This is a genomic window from Streptomyces sp. NBC_00414, from assembly GCF_036038375.1.
GTDB lineage: Bacteria > Actinomycetota > Actinomycetes > Streptomycetales > Streptomycetaceae > Streptomyces.
In genome coordinates, this window is record NZ_CP107935.1 from 9,959,213 (window position 1) to 9,980,126 (window position 20,914).

Genomic DNA, 20,914 nt, shown 5'->3' on the forward strand with positions numbered 1-20,914 from the left:
CGTAGGTCTGGACAGTAGCTCTGCGGTATCGATCTCTGCGGTATGGAGCTCTATGGTGTCGCAGCGTGACTGTTTTGATCATCGGCGGTAGCGGCTTCCTGGGTGCCGAGCTGATCCGGCAGGTGACGGCAGCCGGACGACCGGCGGTCGCGACCTATGCGACCTGCCCCGGCAGCTCCACCCAAGTCGGGTGGCGGCACCTCGACCTGCGAGACCCCGAGCGTGCGGACGCGATCCTGGCCGACGCCGGCGCCCATCTGGTCGTCAACGCGTCGAGCGGACAGGCGGACTGGGCGGTTACGGCCCAGGGTCCGATCCGCCTCGCGATGGCGGCAGCGAGGCACGGCAGCCGCCTCGTTCATGTCTCCAGCGACGCGGTCTTCTCCGGAGCGCGTGTCCACTACGACGAGTCCTGCCTCCCGGACCCCGTCACCCCGTACGGAGCGGCCAAGGCGGCAGCGGAGACCGGGGTCCTGCTCGTGCATCCGCAGGCCGTCGTGGCCCGCACCTCACTGATCATCGGCGATGGGCGGTCCGGTCATGAACGCGCTGTGCACGAACTCGCCGCAGGCACCCGCGACGGCTGTCTGTTCTCCGACGACATCCGCTGCCCGGTGCATGTCTCCGACCTGGCCGCGGCCATCCTGGAACTGGCTTCGTACGACGTTCACGGCGTCCACCATCTGGCCGGAGCGGACGCCCTGAGCCGTCACGGACTCGGCACTCTCATCGCCGGACGTGACGGCATCGACGCGTCCCGGCTGCCCACGGGCCTGCGCGCCGACAGTGGGCTTCCAGGCGCCATCGACGTCCGACTCGACAGCCGAGCCACTCAGCGAAAACTGCGCACCACGCTTCGAGGTGCCCGCCGGTTTCTCGCGGCGTCGACGTGACCCCGGGCTCTCGGAGCGCCGGGATGCGCGAGACCCCGTGCTGGTGAGAGCGGCTCAGCACTTCGGCGGGCGCCCGTCCCGGCCAGGGGCCATGATCGGCGGCATCCGCGCCGCGTCTGGCAGCACACACGCACGCGGCCGGCAGGCAAATCGTGCGATGCGGTCAAACCGCGCGACGCGGTTCGGATCATGGCTGTTGCTCTCTGGTGGTGGGCGGTTTCTCCGTGTAGCGTCATCGTCAGATGTCGTGGTTCGCAGTACCTGCCCGCGCTCCGGTGCGGGCATTTTGCTGTGCAGTGCAGGACCAGGGCGATCACCTCCGGGCTCGTGTTGTGCGGGTCCGATATCGACTGGAAGGCACGAGCATGGCCAAGGGAACTGTCAAGTGGTTCAACGCCGAAAAGGGCTTCGGCTTCATCGAGCAGGAGGGTGGCGGGCCGGACGTGTTCGCGCACTACTCCAACATCAACGCCTCCGGCTTCCGTGAGCTGCAGGAGGGCCAGGTCGTGAACTTCGACGTCACGCAGGGCCAGAAGGGCCCGCAGGCGGAGAACATCACGCCCGCCTGACGTTCTCGTCGGACAGCGTGGGGCCCCGGAACCATGTTCCGGGGCCCCACGCGTCCCATGAGGTGAGCGCCCCGCGTGCCGGGTGGGCGCTCGAACCGCACCGGGTTACGGGGCGAGGGCGTGTCACCCTGCTGCCCCGTTCCGCTTCTCTGCCTGGGGCTGCGCCTGTGATCGAAGGTGTGCCTGTGCCTATTCCTGGGGCTGTTCCTGTTCCTGTTCCTGTTCCTGGCAGTCGTGGCGCATGCCGGGTACGGCGTCGAGCGTGCCGTGGGGCTGCTCGGGCGCGGCGGCGTCGTTCGCCACGACGACCACTTCGTCCTGCGCGTTCCACACGCGCCGTTCGGTCTTGGCGGGGTTGAGCCGCAGTTCATGACGGTGGCCGGTGTCTGACCGCGGGTCGGTGTGGCGGTAACCGATGGCGCATTCGCCCCGGTCCCGGGCGGCCGCCACGACGGTCGCGAACGACGCCTCGTACCCCGGCGGTGTGTAGTGGCAGGCCGGGCGCAGATGAACCGAGACGCCGTGTGCCGCGAACAGTTCCCCGAACACCGCGGCCAGGTGCGGGTTGTGGGAGATCTGTGCCATCAGCAGGCTGGTGAGTTCGCCCCGGACGACGACGTCGGATGCCGGGCCCAGCGGCGCGAGGGCGCGGTTGCGGTGATCGCCGAGTTCCGCGACCACCGGCATGATCCGGCCCGTCCGAAGTTCCATCTCCCGCAGTATCAGCAGGGTGACCAGGACCCTGTCGTCGGGATGCCCCGGTCCGTCCACGGCGTCCGCCCCCAGCACGATCACCGTGTCGTATCCGAAGAGGTCCAGGTCCTTGAGGCTTTCCGGGTGAAGCAGTTCACCGCTTCGGTGGGTGACGGACAGCCGTGCGGCGTCCTCCGGGGAACCGTCGTGGTCCTGGGAGGGAGCCGCCTGTGTCTCGTCGACGACGACATCGAGTACCGATCCTGGTGCGGCACCGAGGCGAAGCGCCTCCACCAGCAGGGGAGCGCGGCGGTTCCAGCCGAGCAGCAGGACCCGTACCGGCCCTAGGCGTTCGGGCTGCGGTACGGCGACCGCGGCCGGGTCGACGCACTCACGGCAGTCGACCGGTGCCTCCGGCGTACTGTCGTGCGCGATCACGATGAGCCGCTCTCCGGGGGTGACGACGGTGCCCGGAGCAGGGCAGAGCAGCGGTCGCCCGTCCGGCCGCAGCAGGCCCACCACGCTGGACCGTTCGAAGCACAGCACCAGATCCCCGAAACGAGGGCCCGTGAGTCCTTGGAGCATGCCTGCCGGCAGGTCCACGAGGTGGAATTCCGCGCCGGAGAAGTCGAGGAGGTCGCGCAGAACCTCACCCGTCCCGGTGCGCCGCGCGGACTGCACCAGCAGACGCGCCGTCGTCGCGTCCGTCTCCACGATCGTGCCGCGGACGCCTGCCGCGAGACCTGCGGCGGGCAGATGGCGGCCGTCGCGCACGGCCGCGACGACGGGCGGTCCGGCCTCGTCACCGAGGACCGCTCGCAGGGCCAGCAGGATCCGTACGACCTCGCTGTCCGCGTCCGGAGTTTCCGAGGGCAGGACCAGCACGGAACTGGCGGCCCGGGGAGTGACCAGGGTCAGCGTGTCGACGCTGGTCAGTGAGCCGCTCCTGCAGACCAGCCGGACACCGGAACCGCGCCCCAGCGATGCGGTGAGGGCCTCCTCCATCTCGGCGACGTCCCGGTCGGCCAGGACGGCGATCACACACCGGCGGCTGGCCCGGGCCGCGACCAGTTCACCCACCACCGTGAACACCTGGTCCGACCAGCCGAGGACAACCGCGTGCTCCTCTTCGAGCACCATCGAGCGGCCCCGCCGCAACTCGGCCAGCCGCTCACCCAGCCCGGTGGTGATCACCCCCACCAGAGTCGACACGCACAGCAGCGCGACGATCCCCAGCAGCACCGACAGCGCCATCCGTACGGGCGCACCGGTCGGCGCACCGAGCCGTAACGTCTCCGCACTGGTCCGCCACACGGCTGCCAGCCGCCCCGACAGCGAACGCGGTGAGCCGGGATCGGTCCACACCACCAGCGCACTGACGGGTACCACCACCGCCAGACAGGACAACACCAGCCAGCTCACCAGCATCCCCGTGCTGCGGGCCAGCGTGGTGTCGAACCGGTAGCGCGCCCGGTCCCGTAACGAGGTCGGCCGTTGCCGCTCCACTGCGCACCCCTACTTCCCCCGCCCGCCCGGACGGTGCCGCCGACACACACCAGGGGCACCACCGTCCGCATGCGTAACGGCAGTGCCCGGATCTGCAAGAGTGCTGGCCCGCCGACGAAGACACGCCGGGACGCGGGACCGTTCATCCTTTCGGGACACGACATGTTTATGCGGCGGCAGGCAGTAGCCCTCAGCAGCCGTCAGAACTGTCAGGAGTCGCCAAAGTCGCCAAAGTCGCCAAAGTCGATAAAGCCGTCAGCAGCCGTCAGAGCCACTAGAGGCGCAAGCGGCGTCAGAACCCCGCCGGCGGAGGCCAAGGTCGGGCAGTGGCCGCGGCTCCTGTGCTCCGGAAGGGACGGGTGACGGGTGATGGGCGGCGAGTGAAGCGCTACCGGCGCGGGCGACGCGCTACCGGCCGGGGGGAGCGGGGCGTAGGCGCCCGGAGGCCCGGCGCGTTGCCCTATCCTCCCGGGGGCGGCAGGGCGGGCGCCGAGCCTCAGGCACCGGGCCGGTGACGGCAGGCGGACGCGAGGACCGCGCAGGGTTACGCGCTGGGTGGTGCGGTCTGCTGCACGACCTCGAAGGACCACAGGGTGGACCCGCTCGCCGCCGGCTTGGGCCGCTCGCCGCCTTCCGCGCCACCGCCCTGGTGAGCCGCTTTCATGCTGCCCTCCATCCACGCGGTGAAGGATTCCTCGTCACGCCACCGCGTGTAGACGAGGTAGCTGTCGGTGCCTTCGACCGGGCGGAGGAGTTCGAACCACTCGAAGCCGTCGGAGTTCTCGACGGCGCCCGCGCGGGACGCGAACCGCTTCTCCAGGGTCTCCCGCTGCTCGGCCGGGACGGTCAGGACGTTGATCTTGACTACGCTCATGAGGCCATCCTGCCGTGGCTCCGCTCGGCACCGGACGACGGGGTCCCCGTGGTGGCGGGTATTTTTCCGCGGGTGTCGCCGGCAGCACTGACGCGGTGCGAACTCCGGCACGGTGCGAACTCCGCGATGCGAGGTCCGGCACGATGCGAGGTCCGGCACGGTGCGGGGACGCTGCGATCACGGTTCGCGGAGATCGGTGGACTCGCCGCGCCGTCGGACCAAGGTGCGGACAGAATTGTTCGTGTGAGCGCACATGATGGACCGGAGAAGACTCCCGACGGACATCACATCGTCGTCGACGGGCGAAAATGGCGGGCCACGGACCCTGCCCTGTCCGAGGACGTCGCAGCCCGTCTGCGACGGCACCTCATGGCGGCTCGCCGCGCGGTGCGCTCGGCGACCACCGCCAGCGACGCGTCGGCCGAGCGGCTGGCCCGGGCACGCGTGCACCACGCGAAGACCGCGCTGGGTGAACGGGGCACACCCTGGTGGGAACAGTCCCAGGACCAGCGCCGTCAGCGGTGGGAGGACCACCTCGCGAAGCTCGACGCGGACGCGCCGGACCAGAAGGACAGTTGACCGACCCCGGGCCCTCTCACCTGCGACGGCGTGCGGGCGCCACCGAACGGCCCCTGCCGGAAGGACCCCTCCCCGACGGCAGGCGTGCCCAGGGTCACGACGGCCGGACCGGCCTGATCAGTTGAGTGTCAGTGCCTGCCTCTACGGTATGCGTATTGGGACTCGCGGGAGAGACTGCGGGGCCTGTTCTGGGGAGGGGTCTGTCATGGCCAGTGGGTCCGCGTCGACGACGTATCTGGAGCTGTCGCAGGAGGACGGTGCTGCGCACAAGTTCTACGAAGTGGCCGTGGACGGGCTGGTGGTGACGGTGCGGTACGGGCGGATCGGTGCCGCCGGACAGACCCAGACGACGACGTTCCCCACAGCGGACAAGGCTCGCGCCGCAGCCGCCAAGAAGGTGGGGGAGAAGGTCCGCAAGGGATACGCCCCGGCGATCGCCGGGCAGCGTGCGCCGCGTTCGGTGACCCGGCGTCAGGTGGCCTCGGCTCCCTCCACCGCGCGGGCTGTGGCACCGGTCCTGTGGCGGTTCCGTACCGGGTCGTCGGCGTTCGGTATCCACGTCGATGACGACCGTTGCTGGGTCGGCAACCAGGCGGGTGACGTCTTCACCCTGGACCACGACGGTGGTGTCCTGGCCCGATTCAGCCTTCCGGACGGCGTGAAGTGCCTGGTCGCCGACGACTTCTGGATCTACGCGGGATGTGACGACGGCCGGGTCTACGACCTGTCCTCGAAGCTGCCGTTCGCGGCGTACGACGTGGCGGCGGACGTCGACATCTTCTGGCTGGACATCCACGAGGGTGTCCTGAACGTGTCGGACCGTGAGGGCCGGCTGACCGTCATCGACCACGAGGACGAGCATCAGTGGGCGCGCCGCAGCCAGGGCGAGCACGCCTGGATGGTCCGCGCCGACGACCGCGCCGTCTACCACGGTCACCAGCGCGGGGTGAGCGCGTACGCGCCGGACGGGACCGGCGAGTTGTGGCACACGCCGACCCGCGGCGGTGTCCTGTTCGGCTGGCAGGAGCAGGACGCCGTGTACGCGGGAACCGCGCACCGCGTGGTCCAGCGGCTGTCGAAGGCGACCGGCGCGATCGAGGCCACCTATGTCTGCGACAGTGCGGTCTACTCGTGTGCCACCTCGCCCGGCGGCCGGTTCGTCTTCGCCGGGGACGCGTCCTCGTCGGTGTACTGCTTCGACCGGGACGGCACCCGACTGTGGAAGCTGGGCACGGGCGGCGGTTCGGCACTGTCGATGCAGTACCGCGACGAGCGGTTGTACCTGGTGACCACGGACGGCTCGCTGGTGTGCGTGGACGCGAGCGAGGCGGCCATCGCGGCGGCGCAGCAGGGCACGGTGCCCGTCGCCCGGGACGTCAAGCTCGCCGAAGCCCTGCCGACCTACGAGCCGGCCACCGCCGTGACCGCACTGGCGAGTGTCTCGCAGGCTCCCGCCGGAGCGATCGTCGTCGAGTGCGTCCGGACGACCGGCCGCCTGCGTGTCCACGTGGTGTCCGAGGGCTACGACCAGTCGTGGAACGTCCAGTTCCCGCGCACGATACGAGAGCCCGGGGCCCGCTATGTGGTGGACGCCCTGCACCCGGCGGCCGGCGGCTTCTACCGGGTCCGAGGCGACATCCGCCGCCTGCTGTGACCGCCGCGCCTCCCGCACACTGCCCGCTGTGACCGACCCGCATCCCGCACACTGCCCGCTGTGACCGACCGCCGTGCCCTCCGCGTGGACCTTCTGCGCACGGGCCGTGGCAGGCAGTGTGCCGGGGCGGCCGGATCTCGGGTGTCGGAGGGCGATGAGTCTCGCTGTGGTTGCCAGTCTGTATACCCGACACGCGAGCAACCGCCTTCGAGGAGAGCGTCATGACCGTCACCTATACCTTCGACGTCTTTTCCAGCCTGGACGGCTTCGGCGCCGCCGGCGGGAACTGGACCGGCTACTGGGGCAAGCAGGGCTCCGAGCTTCTCGACCACCGCCTCGCCCAGTACGGCGAGGAGCAGCGCATGGTCTTCGGTGCCAACACGTATCGGACGTTCACTCAGATCCTGGCCTCAAGCACCGAGGAGTCCGAGGTGCACGACCCGTGGGTCACACGGATGCTGAACCTGCCGGCGACGGTGGTGTCGACCACCCTGAAGGGACCTCTCGACTGGGCGGACGCGAATCTCGCGAGCGGCGATGCCGTCGACGTCGTCGCCCGGCTGAAGGAGGAGTCCGAGGTGCCGTTGCGCTCGCACGGCAGCCTGTCGATGAACCGGGCGCTGATGGCCGCCGGCCTGGTCGACCGTGTCCAGGTGACGCTCTTTCCTGTGATCACCGGTAAGACCGGCCTGGACCCGATCTTCCAGGGCGCGGCCGACTTCGACCTTGAGCTGATCGAGCACCGGACGCTCGACGGCCGTATCCAGGAACTCATCTACCGGCCCACCGTGCATGACTGAGCGCGCCCATGCACCCATGCACTCATACACTCCGCTCCTACGGTTCGACGATGTGCCGCAGATAGGCGTGCGGGTCGGCGAGATAGCGGCGCCAGTGGTCCACGACGCCGAGCTCCTGCCAGGCGACCCTGCGCAGGCCGTGTTCGCCGACCTCGATGATGTCCGCGCCCGGCAGGGCGGTCAGCAAGGGTGAGTGCGTGGCACAGATGACCTGGCCGCCCTCCTTGGCCAACCGGTCGATGTGCCCGATCAGTTCGAGGCACGAGGAGAAGGAGAGCGCGGCCTCCGGCTCGTCGAGAACGTAGAGCCCGGTGTGGAGGAACTTTCCGCGGAACGCCGCGAGAAAGCCTTCGCCGTGGCTGACCGAGTCCGGCGACAGCCCTTCCCTGTCCAGGGCGTCCAGCGCGGTCTCGGCCCGCAGGAAGAAGCCCTTGCGGGCCGACCAGCTGGTGGCCATCCGGCGCCCGCGCGAGGCCGCGTCGAACTTCATCCGCTCGCCGAGCTCGGACTTGGCACGCGGGGAGGCGTAGCGCCAGTCGTGGGAGCCGCCGTAGGAGTCCAGGCCGAACCCCTCCGCCAGCGCCTCTACCAGGGTCGACTTCCCCGAGCCGTTCTCACCGACCAGGAAGGTCACCGGCGCGGTGAAGCGCAGCCCTTCCTTGAGCAGCTGCCGGACGCAGGGCACGGACCAGGGCCAGGCGTCCTCGTCGTACGAGGAGAGGTGGGCATACGCACGTTCGACAATCACCCGACCAGTGTGGCGCAGGACTCGGACGACGTCCGTGTCCTCAGGTCTTCGTGATCAGCGTCTCTTGCTCGGCGCTGCCGTGTGTGCGGTCGGTCGTGCAGCCGTTCCCACGAGTGCCGAAGCGGCTGCTCAACGGCCCCGGGCTGAGGGAGGCGGGCCGTGCCGCCGAGGAGCCGGGCGGCACGGCCGAAGCGAGAGTCCCGAGGGCGGGATGCGTGCGGGCCCCGGGCGGAACGGGCGCATGCACGGCCCGAACAGCCTGCGCCGAGCCGGCCCGCCGCCCGGGGCGAAGGCGCTACTTCTCGACGACGCCCGAGGAAGCGATCGCGATCTTCGCGCGGGTGGAACCGGAGTGCGAGCCCAGGGACTCGATCTGCTTCACCAGGTCCTGACCCTCGACGACCTCGCCGAAGACCACGTGCTTGCCGTCCAGCCACGGCGTGAGCACCGTGGTGATGAAGAACTGCGAGCCGTTGCTGTTGCGGCCGGAGTTCGCCATGGACAGCAGGAACGGCTTGTCGTGCTTGAGCTTGAAGTTCTCGTCGTCGAACTTGGCGCCGTAGATGCTCTTGCCGCCGGTGCCGTCGCCACGGGTGAAGTCGCCACCCTGGAGCATGAAGTCCGGGATGACACGGTGGAAGCCCGAGCCCTCGTATCCGTAGCCGTGCTGGCCGGTGGCCAGCTCGCGGAAGTTCTGCGCCGTCTTGGGGACGACGTCGTCGTACAGGTCGAAGACGATGCGGCCGGCGGCGTCGCCGTCAATGGTGATGTCGAAGAAGACGTTGGTAGACATAGGGGGATCCTTTCACGGCGTCGCGTACTGTCCGGGAGCCGCCCTGGTTTGTCAGCCATGGAGACCAAATGCCGAGGTCACCTCATTGCGACGGTCGCGCCCGGCGAGGTGCCGCGACCGGGGCAGGCGACGGCCCGGACAACCCGAACCATATCTGGAGGATTGACATGATCGCGTCCTGGTACGACGAGCAGGGCCCGGCCGCCGAGGTACTGCAGGTCGGCGAACTGCCCGACCCCGTCCCCGGCCCCGGGGAGGTCCGCGTCCGTGTCACCGTCTCGGGCGTGAATCCCGGCGAGACCAAGAAGCGGCGCGGCTGGCTCGGATCGGCGATGCCCTACCCGCGGGTGATCCCGCACAGCGACGCGGCCGGAGTCGTCGACGCCGTCGGTGACGGAGTCGAGGGACATCGCGTCGGCCGGCGGGTGTGGGTGTACGGGGCCCAGTCCTACCGTCCTTTCGGCACCGCCGCGCGGTACACCGTCGTCCCCGCCTCACAGGCCGTGCCCCTGCCCGACCACCTCCACGACGACCTCGGGGCGAGCCTGGGCATCCCCGGGATCACCGCGCACCGCACCGTCTTCGCCGACGGCCCCGTCGACGGCCGGACCGTGCTGGTGCAGGGCGTCCTGGGTGCCGTCGGCTCGGTGGCCGCCCAGCTCGCCCGCTGGGGCGGCGCCACCGTCGTCGGTACCGTCCGGCGCAAGGCCGACCTGCACCTGGTCGACCCGTCCGTCGCCTCCCACATGATCGCCCTGGACGAAGGCGACCCGGCCGCCGCGATCCGCTCGTACGCGCCGGACGGCGTGCACCGTGTCATCGAGGTGGCCCTGTCCGACAACGCCGACCTCGACAGCGCCGTGGTCGCCGAGAACGCGGTGATCGCCGCGTACGCCACCCGCGCGGACCGCCCCGAGATCCCCTTCTGGCCTCTGCTGTTCAGCAACGTCACCCTGCGCATGCTCGGCAGTGACGACTTCCCTCCGCAGGCCAAACGGCAGGCCGCCCGCGACCTCACCGCCGCGGCCGCGGTGGGCGCCCTGACCGTCGCGACCGGCGCCCGCTACCCGCTGGCCGACATCGCCGACGCCCACGACCACGTGGACGCGGGCGTCCACGGCCGAGTCCTGATCGACGTCCCGTAGACCGGCGCTCCCGCTGCGAGACTGCCGGTGCATCGCGCCCAGGACCGGACAGACACCGCGGTGCTCCTCGATGAGCGTGCGCAGTTCGGGGACTGGGGCGTGGCCGGTTGCCGTCTGTTCATGGGTGTGCGCACGCCCATAGGCTGTGCGACCTTCGCGTTCTGGGGCACTCGTGACTCTGGAGGACTCGTGAACGGTCTTCGCGCGGTCATCGTCTGCCTGGTGCTTGCGTGTGCCGCGTCGATGTCTCCGGCCGTGGCCGTGACGCCGGCGGTTGTGACGTCGGCCCGTGCTGCGACACCGAGTTGGTCGGCGCTGCCGGTGCCCGCCGCGGCCCCGCCGGTGACCGTGTCCGATCTCGCCGCCCGCGGACCGGACGAGGCATGGGCGACGGGGTACGAGCAGGCCGCCGATGGACTGCGGCCGATGCTGTACCGGTGGGACGGCACGGTGTGGAGCCGGGACACGGCCTTCCCCGGCGCCGGTGAGCCGGGCCTGCTCGGCAAAGTGCAGTTCGTCGGCAAGGAAGTGTGGATCTTCCACAACCGCGACGGGGCGGGGGAGATCCTGCGCCGGTCGGCGGGAGCGCCGGGGGAGCCGGGGGAGTGGAGCGCCGTCCCGCTGCCGCAGACCCTGTGGACCTACCAGGACTTCGCCGCCGTACCGGGTGCCGCGTGGGTGGTCGGGGAGGACGACACCGGGCTGAAGGTGTTGCACTACGACGGTTCCGGCTGGACCGCACAGTCCACCCCGGACGGTGTGCTCTACCTGATGGGAATCACCGCGCGTACGGCCACCGACGCGTGGGCCTGGGCGGACACCGGCACCGGGACCTCCGTGCTGCGTTGGAACGGCACGGTGTGGCGGGACGCGCAGGTGCCGCTGCCGCCCGACAGCAACGTGCACACGATCCTGCTCGAACTGTCCGGCCGGGTCACGATCGGCGGCAGCCGGTACACCGACGGCGTGGCCCGCACCTACCTGATGACCTCGAACAGCGACGGGAACGCCTGGCGCACCACGCACCCACCGCTGGGCGACACCTACACCGAGGCCATGGTGCGCGGCCCGGACGGCGCGCTGTGGCTGCCGGTACGCAGCGACCGCGCGTTCCAGTCCAGGTACGCCCGCGTGGACGGACGCCGCACCACCTTCTCCTACGGACCGGAACGCGCGAACGCGATCGACGTCGAACCGCGGGCACTGGCGAAGGCCGGCCCCGCACTCCTGTCCTTCGGGACCGTCGAGATCTACGGCTCGAAACCGAACCTGATGAGCGAGCGGCTGGAAGGATGACCATGGCACGAAGACTTCTCGTCGCGGCCCTCGCTGTCGCCGTCACCATCGTCACCATCGTGGCATCGGCCGCGGCGGAGACCCGGTCCTGGCAACACGTTCCGGTCCCGGCACAGGTTCGCCCGCAGGCGGCACTGAACGAAGCCGTCGCGTTCGGGCCGGACCGGGCGTGGGCGGTGGGTGCCGACGCCGTCGGCCGCGAGGCGCCGGGCTTCCCGCTGATGCTGCGCTGGGACGGAACCGCTTGGCAGCGCGAGAACCTGCCCGGCAGCCGCTGGCAGGGAGAGTTGCTGTCCATCGCCGCGACCTCACCGACCTCGGTGTGGGCGGTCGGCCGTGACGCGGCGGGCGGCGCCCACCTGCTCCGCCACGACGGCAACGGCTGGAACGAGAGCCGGCCGCCGGCCGGTGTCGTACTGACCAGAGCCGTCGCCGGCGGCGGCGAGACCTGGCTGATCGGTTCGCGGGACGGCGCGCAGGTACTGCTGCGCCGGGACGGGCGCGGCTGGCAGGACGTGCCGGTGCCGCCGGGATCCGTCCACGGCCTGCACATCCTGGCGGCCGACGACGTCTGGGCCGCGGGCGCCACCGCCTCGGGTGCGGCCGTGTCGCACTGGAACGGGCAGACGTGGCAGCAGACGATCGTGGACGGATTCCCGCGCTCGGCCGTGAGCAGCGTGCTCGCGGTCTCACCGACGGAGGTGTGGGCGGGCGGCACGGCCGGGTTCGTCGGCGGCCCGCCGGGCCGGCCGATTCCGCCCCTGCTCGTCCGCTTCGACGGGCAGACGTGGAGCCAGGTGCCCGTACCCACGGACTTCGGCTCGATCAGCTCGCTGACCCCCACCCCGTCCGGCACGCTCGGCTGGGTCTCGGTGGCCCGCTCGCAGAAGTGGGGCCCGGAAGGCAGCAGTCCGCCGCTGGTACCCGGGCCGGACTTCCTCGCCTGGAACGGCCAGTCGTTCACCGAGTACGGCGAACCGGCGGTCGTCGGGGAGGGCGACTCCTGGGTGCTGCGGCTGGCACCTGTGCCGGGTACGGAGACGGTGTGGTCGGTCGGCCGCGCCGACGGCCCCGAAGGCACCTTCGCCCCGCGCATCCTGCGGTTCGGCTGAGAAGAGGCCCCGCAACGGCGGACCCCCGAACCGGCAGAGCCGGGCACGCCGGGTGAACCAGGTGGGCGGGCCACCGAGACCCAGGTGGGCGGGCCGGGCGGGAGTGGTGGGCCCGCGGGTCACTTCCATCCCCACGCGTACGCGGCCACCCACGTGATGTCGATCTGCGCGCTGCTGCCGGGCGCTGCCCCGGGTCCCTCCAGGGCGCTCTCGTTCTGCATCACCCAGGAGAGCGGGACGTCCGGTACGCCGCGGGTGTCGTGGCCCGTCTCGCGGCCGTCGACGAAGAACCGCACATGGCCGGGGGTCCATTCCGTGGACACGGTGTGCCAGTCGGTCCAGTCGTCGCCGCCCGGGAAGTAGCCCTGTTCGCCGCCCCCGCACGGATGGTGGAAGGACGAGAGCTCGCCCGTCCACTCACCCTCGGGATGGTCCATCTCGCATCCCCCGCCGTAGTGCAGCCAGGCGGACTTGTACCCGGGCGCCGCCTTCGTCACCTTGATGCGTGCCGAGTACTTGCCGTAGGCCATGCCCATCACCGCGCGGGGCACCACCGCCGCGGAGTGGACGGGGCCGCCGTCGGCCGGACGCCACATCCGGATGAACATGCGTCCGTCGCCGTTCGCCGCCGGACCCACGCCCACGGTGTCCTCCGGGTGGTACACGCCCACCACCTTCCGGCCCCGGCTCTCGGCCGTGTCGGGCCAACCGGTCGGGTACGCCCACCAGTTGTCGAGGAACGTACCGCGCAGCCCTCCGCAGTAGGCGGCAGAGGTGTCTACGTGGTGATCGCAGTCGCTGAACGAACCGAGCGGCACGCGGTCGCCGTTGAAGTCCTCCGCGAGGACCTGCCAGAAGGGGCCGCAGTCCCCGCGGGGCAGGCGTACGGCCGTGAAGCCGCAGGCGTCGGCCGACGCGGGCGCACCGTCCGCACGGGGGAGCCACAGGAGCGCGGCCACGAGCACGACCGTCACGGACACCAGCAGGAAGCGGGGCCTCAAGCGGTGTGGCGCCGCGTGCGAACCCATCACGGACTCCTCGGCTCTCGACTGCCCGGCTGCCGGAGTCGTCCACCCGGTCGAGGAGCCAGACACCGAACGCCTGGAACCGTCCGGGAGGACGCCGCGTTACGAGAGAACATCCTCGCCCGTGGGACCGGCCGGCGCCATCCCCGTCACCGCCGGGAATCCGGACGGGCGAGCCGTACAGCGGAACCGGCCCTACGCCGATTCCCGAATCACCAGCTCAGGGTCGAAAATGATCGCGGTCGGCTCCGTGCGCACGCCCCTGATGTGCTCGGCGAGCAGCCGGGCCATCGCCCCCGCCATGTCCTCGACCGGCTGTCGGACGGTGGTCAGCGGCGGCCGGCAGGTGACCGCCACGCTGGAATCGTCGAACCCGACGACCGCCACATCGTGCGGCACCCGGCGCCCCCGCTCCCGCAGCACCTGGCATATCCCCTGAGCCATCAGATCGTTGGCCGCGAACACCCCGTCCACGTCCGGGTGTTCGGCGAGCAGCTCCGTCATCGCCGCCATGCCGCTGTCGACGGTGAAGCCGCCCTGGACGAGCGGAACGTACGCGTGCCCGTGACGGGCCATCGTGTCGCGGAACCCGGCCAGCCGCTCCTGGCTCGCGGACACGGCCAGCGGCCCCGACACGGTGACGATCCGTCGGCAGCCCCGGCCCAGCAGATGTTCGGCCGCCAACCGCCCGCCGTCCCGGTGGGCGAGGTCGACATAGCTGAGCGCGACCGGCCGGGAGGGGCGGGCGAACAGCACCGCGGGCAGCCCCGCCCCGGCCAGCAGCGCGGGCAGCGGATCGTCCGCGTGCGTCGAGACCACGAGAGCCCCGTCCGCGCTGCCCTGCCGCAGATACGTCACCACGTCCTGCCGCGCCTCGGCGGTCTCGGCGAACATGAGGACCGGATGCATCGAACGCGGACGCAGATGGCCGACGACCCCGCTCACCACCCGGCCGAAGAACGGGTCCGCCAACACCCGTGCGGCGAACGCGTTCTGCTCCTCGTCCGAGACGTCCCCGGCACCGGACACCACGAGCGCCACGGTCTCGGTACGCCGGGTCACCAGTGATCGGGCCGCCTGATTGGGCGCGTACCCCGTTCTGCTGATCGCCTGGCGGACCGTCTCCTGGATGGCGGGGTCGACGTTGCGGACACCGTTGATGACGCGGGACACGGTCGCGCGGGAGACGCCCGCCTCCCGGGCGACATCCTCCAGGGTCGGGGCGGCCTGTCTGCTCATGACCGCACCCTAACGGCACGGCTCACGGACGGCATAGAGCGCTCTCCCAGAGCGCCGGACCATCCGCTCACCCCTCAACCCTTCACCCGCTTCCCAGTTCACCCTCGCACCCGGGCACCTCTCCTCCCACTCACGGCAGTACTTTCACGCCAGTACCTCCACGCCGAGGGCCAGCGGGAGGTCACCCGCCGAGCACCCCACGAGCACCCGGCACGGCCCCGGTTCCGTACGCCACGCCCCGTCCCCGGCGGACCAGTGGCGCAGGGCCCTGGCCGGGACGTGCACCGACGCGGTCACCGTCTCACCGGGCTTCGCGCGTACCGCGGTGTATCCCGCGAGCCACCGGTGCGGGTACTCCACCTCGACGCCGGGCCGCGACAGGTAGAGCTGAACGACCTCACGCCCCGCCCGTGATCCTGTGTTGCGTACCGTGACCTGCACGGTGAACGGCTCCCCGGCAGCGATCTCGTTCGGCCCCGTCAGCTCCTCGTAGGCCCAGCTGGTGTAGCCGAGTCCGTGGCCGAACCAGTAGGCCGGAGTGCGTTGTTGGCGGAGCCATGCGCGGTAGCCGACGTGGAGGCCCTCGTCGTAGTCGAGCCGGCCCCCGACCGGCTGTGTACGGCTGACCGGAGCGTCGGAGAGTGCGACCGGCCAGGTGGTGGGCAGGCGCCCGCCCGGTTCGGCCCGTCCCAGGAGTACGTCGGCCAGGCCGCCGCCCCCCTCCTGTCCCGGGAACCAGGCAAGCAGCAGAGCGCCCACCTCGTCGCGCCACGGGAGTTCGACCGGGCCGCCGCTGTTGACGACGGCCACCGTACGGGGGTTGGCGGCGGCCACCGCCCGGACCAGAGCGTTCTGAGCGTCTCCCAGCGCCAGGTCGGAGCGGTCGTATCCCTCCGACTCGCTGTGCTCCGTGGTCCCCACCACCACGACGGCCGCGTCCGCCGCACCGGCGGTACGGGCCGCCTCGGTGATGGACCACGGGACGTCGGGGCGCGGCGGGGCGGCGCTCACGATCGTCGCTCTGCCGGTGCCGGGCGCGAGTTCACGCCGTGCAACGAGCAAGGCGTCCTGTCTCGCGCTCAGTTGCGCCACGGCGGTGTGCACCGGCGGGTTCACGTGCACGTGTGCCGGATCGTCCGTCCGCCTCGGGAACTCGTCGTCCAGCAGGACGTGTCCGTCCAGGCTGAGCCGTATCCGCCCGAAGCCCGCGATGCCCAGGGTCCAGTCGCCGGACACCTGCGGGTGCAGCCGGGCGCTGATCTCGACGGTGTGAGCGCCGGGGACGAGGGGTGGCTCCAACTGCCGGGCGGTGAAGCGGTGTTCGGCGTGCAGTTCCGCTCCCGACGGGTCGAGTACGCGCAGCAGGACCCCGGGCAGGCCCGACCGCGGATCCGTGCACAGGTGCTCGCGCCGATCCCCGGGCGGGTTCGCGCCCAGCGGCGGGGCGGGCTCGTCGGGGGCCGGGCCGGGGGCATGGACCACCTCGGCCCGCCCGCGCAGCAGGTCCCGTAGCCCCTCCAGGACGGACACCTCGCGCCGCGGGAAGACACCCGCACTGCCCCCGCCCTGTGTACGGGTGCGTGCGGCGTGCGCCCCGATGACGGCGACGGTCCGCACTTCTCGTCCCAGGGGGAGCGCGCCCCGGTTGGTCAGCAGGACCGCGCCCGCAGCGGCCGCGCGCCGCAGTTGAGCCCGGGCGTCACCCGGGCGTACCCCCGTCGACCTGTACGGAGGCTGTGGGACCGGTTCGCCGAGTGCCCCGGTGCGCGCCGCGAGCCGGAGCAGGTGCCGCACCTTGTCGTCGACGGCGGACTCCGGGACGCTGCCGTCCTCCACGGCCCGTTCGAGGGCCGCGCCCCAGACGCCCTCGGGCCCCGGCATCGCGAGGTCGAGACCGGCCCGTGCGGAGTCGAGCGTGCTGCGCGCGGCCCCCCAGTCGGAGACCACCACCCCGTCGAAGCCCCATTCGCTCCTCAGCGGGTCCGACAGCAACGGACTCGCCGTCATCGTAGGGCCGTTGACCGCGTTGTAGCCGGCCATGACGACCATCACCCCGGCGGCGACGGCGGTTTCGAACGGCGCGAGATACACCTCCCGCAGCGCCCGCTCGCCCACCCGCACGTCGACGGTGAGCCGCTCGGTCTCGGAGTCGTTGGCCACGTAGTGCTTGGCCGCGGCGGCGACGCCCTGCGCCTGAATCCCGCGGATCAGCGCGGCGCCGACACGGCCGGTGAGCTCGGGATCCTCCGAGAAGCACTCGAAGTGCCGCCCGCCGAGGGGGCTGCGGTGCAGATTGAGGTTCGGCGCGAGGACCACGTCCACGCCCTTGCGCCGGGCCTCGGCGGCGAGGAGTGTGCCGAGCCGCTCGACCAGGCCGTCGTCCCACGTGGCGCCGAGCGCCGACGCCGACGGCAGCAGCAGTGCGGTCCGCCGCTCGTCCCACGACTCGCCGCGCACGCCCGCCGGGCCGTCCGACATCACCAACTCCCGCAGACCGACCGCCGGTTCGGCCGGGGTACGCCAGGTGGTCGCCCCGCTGAGCAGCCGGACCTTGGCCCGCAGCGTCAGCTTGTCGAGCAACCGGTCGAGATCGTCCTCGGTCATCCTCGCCCGTTCGTCCCTTCATGTGTGCTCCACGGACCGGTCGGCCACCTGCTCCGACCGACCGCCCGCAGAGCGATCAGCTGTAGAGGCCGAACTCGTACAGGGAGTAGCCCCAACCGGTGCCGCGCGCCGTGCCGTTGACGCGGACGTAGCGGCCGGTGCCCGAGACGTCGAAGTCGTCGACTCCGCCGTTGCCGTCGGTCACCTCGCGCACGGTCCGCCAGTTCTGACCGTCGTCCGACGTCTGGATCGTGTACGCCTTGGCGTACGAGGTCTCCCAGACCAGCTGCACATGCCGGAACGCCCGGCTCGTGCCGAGATCCACCCGCAACCACTGCGGGTCGCTCCAGTCGCTGGCCCAGCGGGTGTCGTTCTTCCCGTCCACGGCGCCGGCCGCGGTGCAGGGGCAGTCGCCGCCGCCCGTCTGGTACGAGGAGGCGGTCGCCGGTTTGTTCAGGGCGAGGTTGGTCCCGTCGACCGTCGGCGGCACCACGCGGACGGAGCGCGTCTCGACGCCGACGTTGCCCCTGCCGTCCGTGGCCTTGACGTAGATCTTCCAGACACCGGGCCGGTCCGGCGCGGTGACCCTCAGCCGGCCGCCCCCGAGGTCGGTGTGCGGGCGCGCGGTGAGCTGCCCGCTCCGGTCGACGTACATGCTGTTCTCCAGCACCTCGTACGAGATCGCGTCCCCGTTCGGGTCGCTCGCCCTGACCGACAACGTCAGGTCACGCCCGGCCTGCACCTTGCCCGCGTCGCCCTCGACGGACAGGGCGGAGATCACCGGGGGAGTGTTGTCGCGCGAGGTGTCGGCGCCGTACGCCCGCTTGACCGCGTAGTACGACAGCCGTTTCTGTCCGGCGGGCAGCAGGTTGAACCAGATCCCGCCGAAGTCGTACTCGGTGCCGTAGTGGAACATCGTGGCGCCGAGCGCGACCCCCCGGTGCCCGGTGACACAGCCCCACGCCTTGGTGTATCCCTCGGCCTTGGCCTGGTCGGTGGGTTCCTGGGGGACCCCGTTGGCGTCGTCGGGTACCTCCCACTCGCCCGCCGGACCGCTCTCGGTGACGATGTACGGCTTGGTGTAACCGCCCTGCTCCCAGGCTGACTTGATGTCGCACACGGCGTTGTAGGCGTTGACCGCGTACAGGTCGAGGTCGGGTGCGTTCCTCTTGTAGTAGGACCATGCGCCGACCCAGGCGTCGGTCGAGGTGACCGGGTGGTTCGGGTCGATCCCGTGGATCTTCTTCGTGACGTCGTTGACGAAGGTGGTGTAAGCGTTGCGCTGCTGTTCCAGCTCGTCACCGCTGTAGCAGTTCTGCAGGCCGAGCACCGACTCGTTGCCGACGTTCCACATCAGCACACCGGGATGGTCCTTGTACTCCTGGACCCACTTGGGGAACTCGTCGAGCATCTGGTTCTTGTACGCCGTGTCCGTCAGGTAGTTCACACAGCCGCCGCTGCCAGGACCACCGCCGGGCTGCAGCCAGAACCCGGCGACGACCTTGATGCCGTTCGCGGCCGCGGAGTCGAACAGCGCCTTGCTGGAGGCGTCGGTGCCCCAGGTGCGGATGGTGTTGACGCCCATGGATCTGACGTCGGGCATGTACCGTCCGGCGTCCGCCACGGCCGGGCCCCAGGTCAGACCCTTGACCTGGTACGGGCTGCCGTCCACGGTCAGCTGCCAGTTGCCCTGGGAACCGGTGACCCGGACGACGCTGCCGGCGGCGTGCGCCTGCTGCGCGGGCAGGGAGAGGACGCCTGCGGCCAGCAGCCCCGCGGTGAGGGGCGCCGCGAGACGGCGCGTGCGGGACAGTGGTGGGCTCATGTGGGGGCCTCCGATGCGTGTGTGTGGGGGGAGTTGGAGGGGCGGCCGGACCGTGGCGGGGTGTTCCGGTCCGGCCGCCCGGCACTGGGCAGGGCTGAGCCCTGTACGAGAGCGGGCTGGACCCGGTGCGCGGCAGAGCTCGGCCCCGGACGGGACAGGGCTCGGCCCGCAGAGGACAGGGCTCGGCTCAGGGAAGCTCGTAGTTCTCGTTCAGCGCCGCCCCTGCTTCAGGGTGTGTCTGGTCGTAGCCGCGCGCGTCGCACTGCAGGCCGCCGACGACACAGTGGCCGACCAGCGCGTTGAGGGTGGGCGCGTCCCAGGCGTTGAAGAAGTCGTAGTGGAACGACCAGCTCGGCCCGCTGGCCAGCCTGACCTGGGAAAGATCGCCGTTGACGGGGAAGGCCATCTTGAACTCGATCATCGGCAGGGCGACCGGGTGGCTCGCCGGGCAGATGTTGTTGTTCGTTCCGGGGTTGACCACGGGATAGGACATGTGGCTCTTGTGGTCCGGTGTGTCCAGGTACCGGCCGTCCCAGCAACTGGGCGCCTGGAAGCGGATGTTGAGCTGGACGTCCGGACGGCTTGGGCAGTTCTTCGGGAACTCGACGTTGAAGAAGCTGTCGCCGCACTCCCAGCCCTCGACGAAACCGCGGTGCGCACGGAACTCCGCCGCGCTCTGGGTCGGGCTGCCCACGAGGAACCGCAGCCCCTTGGGGAAGGACCGCACACTCGTGTAGTCGGTGACGCCCGCCTTGTAGTAGATGACCTGCGGGCCGACGGGCCGTACGGGCTGGTCCCCCTTGAAGAGCGTGGGCATCCAGTAACCGGACTTGTCACCGGGCGCGTTGCAGGTGGTGGTGGACCCGCCGAGCGAGTCCGTCGTGCTGTTCGCGTTCGTCGACCGGTTGCCCATGAAGGTGTGGTCGTGGGACTTGCCCGGCTGCTGCGGATAGACGATCGGGTCGTCCGGCTTGGTGTGGCTCACCGAACAGTTGGCCTGGAACTCGTGGAAGTAGCGGTGGGGCGGTTCCTTCGTGGACGGCTGGACACCGGTCACCGGCGGGTTCGCGGGGATGTAGCCGTCACCGTCCGGGTCCTCGGGGGAGGCGGCGGTCGACACCGCCATGGTGTGGCCCGCGTGCTTGACGGCGAACACCGCCGAAGCGTCGTCCGGGGCTGGGGGTGTGCCGGCGGTGGCCGCTACGCCGCCCAGACCGAGTGTGGTCAGCAGTAGGGCGCCGGCGATCAGGCTTCCTGAGACGATCTGCGATCTCCGTGGCATGGAGACCTCCTGAAGACGTCGATGGGGGAGTGGTGTGCGGGGGCGGCCGGTGAGACGGGCCGCGCAAGCGGGAGATCCTTGGGAGACCAGCGGGAGAGCGCTCTCCCGTGACGGAGTGTTGAGGCGGGAGCACAAGAGTGTCAAGAGATCTGACGGAAGGGGCGGCTGGTTTCTCTTGATTACCTCTTGAACACGCCACCGAGCGGAAGATCAGCCACCAGTCAGGTGAAAGTCAGTCAAATACGCCTGAAAGCGCAGGACTTACTGAATGGTGAGC

The 20,914-nt window shown here is 70.8% G+C and carries 17 protein-coding genes; 8 read left to right on the top strand and 9 right to left on the bottom strand.

What is annotated here, in order from left to right:
- The first annotated feature begins 65 nt into the window (after positions 1–65).
- Together OHS59_RS42665 and OHS59_RS42670 are read left to right on the top strand one after the other, a co-directional pair.
- The gene (locus OHS59_RS42665) at positions 66–893 is read left to right on the top strand and encodes an SDR family oxidoreductase (protein WP_328498711.1); all 828 of its coding nucleotides are present in this window, start codon (positions 66–68) and stop codon (positions 891–893) included.
- 365 nt (positions 894–1,258) lie between these two features.
- The gene (locus OHS59_RS42670) at positions 1,259–1,462 is read left to right on the top strand and encodes a cold-shock protein (RefSeq protein ID WP_107014587.1); all 204 of its coding nucleotides are present in this window, start codon (positions 1,259–1,261) and stop codon (positions 1,460–1,462) included.
- 189 nt (positions 1,463–1,651) lie between these two features.
- On the opposite strand, the gene OHS59_RS42675 is transcribed toward OHS59_RS42670, so the two are convergent.
- Positions 1,652–3,661 (bottom strand): CASTOR/POLLUX-related putative ion channel, encoded by a 2,010-nt coding sequence (locus OHS59_RS42675; protein ID WP_443061595.1) that lies wholly within the window; start codon positions 3,659–3,661, stop codon positions 1,652–1,654.
- A gap of 544 nt (positions 3,662–4,205) precedes the next feature.
- On the bottom strand, positions 4,206–4,535 hold the full coding sequence (locus OHS59_RS42680) for an antibiotic biosynthesis monooxygenase family protein (RefSeq protein ID WP_328498712.1): 330 nt from the start codon (positions 4,533–4,535) through the stop codon (positions 4,206–4,208).
- Between the two features lie 243 nt (positions 4,536–4,778).
- Between OHS59_RS42680 and OHS59_RS42685 the strand changes: the two genes are divergently transcribed.
- From OHS59_RS42685 to OHS59_RS42695, 3 genes are all read left to right on the top strand, one after another.
- On the top strand, positions 4,779–5,114 hold the full coding sequence (locus OHS59_RS42685; protein ID WP_328498713.1) for a hypothetical protein: 336 nt from the start codon (positions 4,779–4,781) through the stop codon (positions 5,112–5,114).
- A 205-nt stretch (positions 5,115–5,319) separates the two neighbouring features.
- Positions 5,320–6,768, top strand: coding sequence for a WGR domain-containing protein (locus OHS59_RS42690; protein ID WP_328498714.1), 1,449 nt, complete (start codon positions 5,320–5,322; stop codon positions 6,766–6,768).
- 221 nt (positions 6,769–6,989) lie between these two features.
- Positions 6,990–7,568: a dihydrofolate reductase family protein gene (locus tag OHS59_RS42695; protein ID WP_328498715.1), complete on the top strand. Its 579-nt coding sequence runs from the start codon at positions 6,990–6,992 to the stop codon at positions 7,566–7,568.
- Between the two features lie 37 nt (positions 7,569–7,605).
- Here OHS59_RS42695 and OHS59_RS42700 read toward each other — a convergent pair whose 3' ends face one another.
- Positions 7,606–8,316, bottom strand: a complete 711-nt coding sequence (locus OHS59_RS42700; RefSeq protein ID WP_328498716.1) for an AAA family ATPase — start codon at positions 8,314–8,316, stop codon at positions 7,606–7,608.
- Positions 8,317–8,611: 295 nt separating this feature from the next.
- Entirely contained in the window at positions 8,612–9,109 is a 498-nt protein-coding gene (locus OHS59_RS42705; RefSeq protein ID WP_328498717.1) for a peptidylprolyl isomerase, read from the bottom strand.
- A 167-nt stretch (positions 9,110–9,276) separates the two neighbouring features.
- Here OHS59_RS42705 and OHS59_RS42710 point away from each other — a divergent pair, with 167 nt between their 5' ends.
- From OHS59_RS42710 to OHS59_RS42720, 3 genes are all read left to right on the top strand, one after another.
- Positions 9,277–10,254 carry an NADPH:quinone reductase gene (locus OHS59_RS42710; RefSeq protein ID WP_328498718.1) on the top strand — a complete coding sequence of 326 codons (978 nt, stop codon included), beginning with the start codon at positions 9,277–9,279 and terminating at the stop codon, positions 10,252–10,254.
- Positions 10,255–10,443: 189 nt separating this feature from the next.
- The gene (locus OHS59_RS42715) at positions 10,444–11,550 is read left to right on the top strand and encodes a hypothetical protein (protein ID WP_328498719.1); all 1,107 of its coding nucleotides are present in this window, start codon (positions 10,444–10,446) and stop codon (positions 11,548–11,550) included.
- A 2-nt stretch (positions 11,551–11,552) separates the two neighbouring features.
- Positions 11,553–12,662 (top strand): hypothetical protein, encoded by a 1,110-nt coding sequence (locus OHS59_RS42720; RefSeq protein WP_328498720.1) that lies wholly within the window; start codon positions 11,553–11,555, stop codon positions 12,660–12,662.
- 119 nt (positions 12,663–12,781) lie between these two features.
- Here the strand turns inward: OHS59_RS42720 and OHS59_RS42725 are convergent, their stop codons facing one another.
- From OHS59_RS42725 to OHS59_RS42745, 5 genes are all read right to left on the bottom strand, one after another.
- Entirely contained in the window at positions 12,782–13,690 is a 909-nt protein-coding gene (locus OHS59_RS42725) for a glycoside hydrolase family 16 protein (protein WP_328498721.1), read from the bottom strand.
- A gap of 192 nt (positions 13,691–13,882) precedes the next feature.
- The gene (locus OHS59_RS42730) at positions 13,883–14,926 is read right to left on the bottom strand and encodes a LacI family DNA-binding transcriptional regulator (protein ID WP_328498722.1); all 1,044 of its coding nucleotides are present in this window, start codon (positions 14,924–14,926) and stop codon (positions 13,883–13,885) included.
- A 144-nt stretch (positions 14,927–15,070) separates the two neighbouring features.
- Positions 15,071–17,530: a glycoside hydrolase family 3 C-terminal domain-containing protein gene (locus tag OHS59_RS42735; protein WP_328498723.1), complete on the bottom strand. Its 2,460-nt coding sequence runs from the start codon at positions 17,528–17,530 to the stop codon at positions 15,071–15,073.
- A gap of 76 nt (positions 17,531–17,606) precedes the next feature.
- A complete protein-coding gene (locus tag OHS59_RS42740) occupies positions 17,607–19,355 on the bottom strand; it encodes a discoidin domain-containing protein (RefSeq protein WP_328498724.1) in 1,749 nt (582 codons plus the stop codon).
- Between the two features lie 187 nt (positions 19,356–19,542).
- Entirely contained in the window at positions 19,543–20,637 is a 1,095-nt protein-coding gene (locus OHS59_RS42745) for a DUF1996 domain-containing protein (protein ID WP_328498725.1), read from the bottom strand.
- Positions 20,638–20,914 lie beyond the last annotated feature (277 nt).

Excerpts from the sequence above, each read along its gene's own strand:
- OHS59_RS42745 (WP_328498725.1), bottom strand. The coding sequence starts at position 20,637 with ATGCCACGGAGATCGCAGATCGTCTCAGGAAGCCTGATCGCCGGCGCC.
- OHS59_RS42720 (WP_328498720.1), top strand. The coding sequence starts at position 11,553 with ATGGCACGAAGACTTCTCGTCGCGGCCCTCGCTGTCGCCGTCACCATC.
- OHS59_RS42725 (WP_328498721.1), bottom strand. The coding sequence starts at position 13,690 with ATGGGTTCGCACGCGGCGCCACACCGCTTGAGGCCCCGCTTCCTGCTG.
- OHS59_RS42705 (WP_328498717.1), bottom strand. The coding sequence starts at position 9,109 with ATGTCTACCAACGTCTTCTTCGACATCACCATTGACGGCGACGCCGCC.
- OHS59_RS42670 (WP_107014587.1), top strand. The coding sequence starts at position 1,259 with ATGGCCAAGGGAACTGTCAAGTGGTTCAACGCCGAAAAGGGCTTCGGC.
- OHS59_RS42735 (WP_328498723.1), bottom strand. The coding sequence starts at position 17,530 with ATGACCGAGGACGATCTCGACCGGTTGCTCGACAAGCTGACGCTGCGG.
- OHS59_RS42740 (WP_328498724.1), bottom strand. The coding sequence starts at position 19,355 with ATGAGCCCACCACTGTCCCGCACGCGCCGTCTCGCGGCGCCCCTCACC.
- OHS59_RS42695 (WP_328498715.1), top strand. The coding sequence starts at position 6,990 with ATGACCGTCACCTATACCTTCGACGTCTTTTCCAGCCTGGACGGCTTC.
- OHS59_RS42690 (WP_328498714.1), top strand. The coding sequence starts at position 5,320 with ATGGCCAGTGGGTCCGCGTCGACGACGTATCTGGAGCTGTCGCAGGAG.
- OHS59_RS42710 (WP_328498718.1), top strand. The coding sequence starts at position 9,277 with ATGATCGCGTCCTGGTACGACGAGCAGGGCCCGGCCGCCGAGGTACTG.
- OHS59_RS42680 (WP_328498712.1), bottom strand. The coding sequence starts at position 4,535 with ATGAGCGTAGTCAAGATCAACGTCCTGACCGTCCCGGCCGAGCAGCGG.
- OHS59_RS42730 (WP_328498722.1), bottom strand. The coding sequence starts at position 14,926 with ATGAGCAGACAGGCCGCCCCGACCCTGGAGGATGTCGCCCGGGAGGCG.